This is a genomic window from Pseudomonas quercus (genome assembly GCF_012033695.1).
In the GTDB taxonomy this organism is placed as follows: Bacteria; Pseudomonadota; Gammaproteobacteria; order Pseudomonadales; family Pseudomonadaceae; genus Aquipseudomonas; species Aquipseudomonas quercus.
In genome coordinates this window covers 1-3,317 of sequence record NZ_JAAVJI010000037.1, presented here as the reverse complement: position 1 = coordinate 3,317, position 3,317 = coordinate 1, and the positions used below count along the sequence as shown (strand labels likewise).

The following is a 3,317-nucleotide window of genomic DNA, read 5'->3' as shown; positions in this document are numbered from 1 at the left end:
GCTTTCTCTTCCGGGGCGCTATCGATCTTGTCGAAGTCGACCTTGGCCGAACCGAATACTTCGGAGCAGACGCGAGTCAGAGCAGCCGTCAGAGTGGTCTTGCCATGGTCAACGTGACCGATGGTGCCGACGTTGACGTGCGGTTTGTTCCGCTGGAACTTTTCCTTTGCCATCTAACTATCCCCCGCAGAAGAATTGAGCACGACACACATAATCTATAAAACAAAGGCAGATATTTTCATATCTGCCTCTAAGATGGAGCTCTTGAGCGGATTTGAACCGCTGACCTCACCCTTACCAAGGGTGTGCTCTACCAACTGAGCTACAAGAGCGCAACACTGGTGCAAAAGCAACAAACATGGAGCGGGTAGCGGGAATCGAACCCGCATCATCAGCTTGGAAGGCTGAGGTTCTACCACTAAACTATACCCGCGGAGCTTGCAGCTCTCGCTAAACTGGTGGAGGGGGAAGGATTCGAACCTTCGAAGTCGTAGACGTCAGATTTACAGTCTGATCCCTTTGGCCGCTCGGGAACCCCTCCTGAACGTGGGCGGCATTTTCAACTTTGCCTGCCCTGCTGTCAAGCTTTTTCTCATTAAAATCTTGAGGTTAGCTAATTTGACAGCGCTCTTTAAGTAACCAACCTTGCTGAGCGGGCGCCATTCTATTCAAACTACTCAGGCGTTGCAATGCCTTCGCACAGAATAATTTCTTGCTTTAAGCCTTTGAATTCTTTGAGCACTGGGGCTGCCGGGCCATCGCTTGCCACATCTGCCTGTGCCAGCCTTAGCCAGTGCTCCTTACCTATATCACTTGTAGTTGCGTAGGCGGCGAAAGGCACGCTGGTTTCCTGCAGTCGCCGGGCAAGAGACCTGAGCGCCTGGATGTCTGCCGTTCCGCCTACGAATACACAATTCTGACCAGCACTCGTTTGTCTGGGCTCTGAAGCACTACCCGTTTCACTTATCAATCTAAGGTCCCCTTCACCGGCGTGTGACTGGGCAGAAGCATCTACGTCCTTGGCTTTTATTGGAGCGTCCTGGAGATTCCAGGTCAGGTAGCATGCGTTAAGTATAAGCAGCAGCAGGAAAAACCATCGCATTCAGACTTTCTCCTCCAGTGGACAGGCAATGGCCAGCCCTTGAAATACCAGGTCCGGAACGATATGTGCCTGCGGGAAGGCATCACTCACCAGTGCAGCATCACCCCCCGTAAGGAAGAGCGAGTAGTCAGCCCCCCAATAGGCACAGGCATGCTCGAGTTGAGTGCTCACGAACCCCCTAAGCATTAGCACACAACCCCGTTCAACCGCTTCAACCGTGGAGCGGCCCGGCAGTAACGTGGCCTTCGCCTGATCCGCTGAATAATCGTCGTATCGAATACGTCGGGTATGCGTCCGCAACTGCCCACGCATTAACTGGAGCCCTGGGCAAATGAACCCCCCCAGGTGTTCGCCGTCATGGGAAATGAAATCTGAGGTTACTGCCGTTCCAAGGTCTATCACCACGCAGGCACGGCCAGCGAGTTTGAAGGCCGCTAGAATAGCGACCCACCGGTCCATACCCAGGCGCTCGAATGCTTCGTAACCATTAGCAACCCCGCCCTGAATACGTGCAGGTTGAGCCACTTTGGTTTCGATACTGCACTGGCTCCGTAACAATGCAGCAAGGCGTTCCGTTTCTTCCTCTGTACGCACACTGACCAAGCGGCATTGCAAAGGCCTTAACGAAGGGGCTTCTGAAAGATGCGTCAGCAACTCTTCATCCGACCCGACCACTCCCCCTGCCTGTATAACCCCGGAAGAGTGAATCACCCGCCATTTGATGAAGCTGTTCCCACAGTCCAGCTCAAGTATCATCGCGCAACCTCAAGCTAAGCTCACCACCACTGAACGCTTGCTCGCGGCCATCGATATCAAGGCGAAGTGCACCTTGCTCGTTGATCCCTAACACTCGCCCGTGAGTTACCTGGCTTGCGGAGACCAAGCTTACTTCCCTCCCCTGCCATGCGTGTAACGTCTCCCACTCCTCCTGCAGCGCGGTGAACCCTGACAACCCGAGCTTTTGTATATAGCTTGATAAGGCCTTGCTAAGGGCGATAGCCAAGGCAGTGCGATCTATCAGTGTATCTGTCTCCAGGTACACCGACGTCCACTGCTGATCAATGCCGTCTGCAGCTTTCATGTTGGCGTTTATACCGATGCCCAATACCACATGACAGTGGTCGGAGGGGTCGCCCACGAGCTCCAGGAGGATGCCGGCTACCTTTTGCCCGCGTACCAGCACGTCGTTAGGCCACTTCAACATGGCGTCTTTGACGCCCTGTAGCCGCAGGCAATGCGCAACCGCCATCCCGGCAACAAGGCTTAGCCCTTCAAAGCGTTTTATTCCGCCTTGTATTGGAAGGACCAGGCTGTAGTAGAGATTAGAGCCGTAGGGGCTCACCCAAGGCCGGCCTCTACGGCCACGCCCGGCACTTTGGCGCTCGGCTACTATCAGACGTGGCCGGGCAATGCCTTCAGCGACGGCGCGCAATCCCTGCGCGTTTGTTGAGTCCAGGGCTTGATGAAGCTCGAAGTCCCACCCTAGCGTCAGCAGAGCAGTCTCGATTTCTTCCTGCCTCAATAGCGACAATGGCACAGCAAGACGATAGCCACGTCCACGGACTTTATGCACTGCCACGCCCAAGTCTGCCTCTAAGGCTTGTAGTTGCTTCCATACTGCGCTGCGGCTTATTCCGAGCGCTTGGCCAAGGTCTTGACCAGAATGGAAGCGACCGTCTTGTATCAGATTCAACAGCTTGGACATCCCGTAGCTCGCCTCGTCATGTGGCCCGCATCATAGCGACGGCCAAGCAGGTTGCATAGAACACCAGGACATTGCTCGGCGAACAAACATTGCGGTGGAGACTGAGATAATAGAGCGCTGAAAAGACAAAACCCCTGATCGCAGAGCGACCAGGGGTTTTGGGTTTGAATCTTGACGATGACCTACTCTCACATGGGGAAACCCCACACTACCATCGGCGATGCATCGTTTCACTGCTGAGTTCGGGATGGGATCAGGTGGTTCCAATGCTCTATGGTCGTCAAGAAATTCGGGTTGCGGCTTCGTGTTCACAGGTGTGATCACGCGGCTGCAGATCTGGGTATGTGATGTGTGAATGTGCGTCTTTTCGGATGCGTCTTCACCACCGCTTTCTGTGCAGGCACAGATTGCTTGGGTGTTATATGGTCAAGCCTCACGGGCAATTAGTATGGGTTAGCTCAACGCCTCACAGCGCTTACACACCCCACCTATCAACGTCGTAGTCTTCGA

4 protein-coding genes, 3 tRNA genes and 2 rRNA genes are annotated in these 3,317 nt (G+C 54.4%); all 9 read right to left on the bottom strand.

The window, feature by feature from the left end; genetic code table 11:
- A partial coding sequence (locus HBH25_RS22895; RefSeq protein ID WP_246231505.1) for a GTP-binding protein occupies positions 1 to 173 on the bottom strand: 173 nt, incomplete at its 3' end.
- An 83-nt stretch (positions 174 to 256) separates the two neighbouring features.
- A tRNA-Thr gene (locus HBH25_RS22890) sits at positions 257 to 332 on the bottom strand.
- 27 nt (positions 333 to 359) lie between these two features.
- Positions 360 to 433 (bottom strand) — tRNA-Gly (locus HBH25_RS22885).
- 23 nt (positions 434 to 456) lie between these two features.
- Positions 457 to 541, bottom strand: a tRNA-Tyr gene (locus HBH25_RS22880).
- 132 nt (positions 542 to 673) lie between these two features.
- Positions 674 to 1,102 (bottom strand): hypothetical protein, encoded by a 429-nt coding sequence (locus tag HBH25_RS22875; protein WP_168086216.1) that lies wholly within the window; start codon positions 1,100 to 1,102, stop codon positions 674 to 676.
- Positions 1,103 to 1,858, bottom strand: coding sequence for a pantothenate kinase (locus HBH25_RS22870; RefSeq protein WP_168086215.1), 756 nt, complete (start codon positions 1,856 to 1,858; stop codon positions 1,103 to 1,105).
- A complete protein-coding gene (gene birA / locus HBH25_RS22865; RefSeq protein WP_168086214.1) occupies positions 1,848 to 2,807 on the bottom strand; it encodes a bifunctional biotin--[acetyl-CoA-carboxylase] ligase/biotin operon repressor BirA in 960 nt (319 codons plus the stop codon). Before birA ends, HBH25_RS22870 begins: the two co-directional genes overlap by 11 nt.
- A 169-nt stretch (positions 2,808 to 2,976) precedes the next feature.
- Positions 2,977 to 3,092 (bottom strand): 5S ribosomal RNA (gene rrf, locus HBH25_RS22860).
- 137 nt (positions 3,093 to 3,229) lie between these two features.
- Positions 3,230 to 3,317, bottom strand: a 23S ribosomal RNA gene (locus tag HBH25_RS22855); the annotation flags it as partial.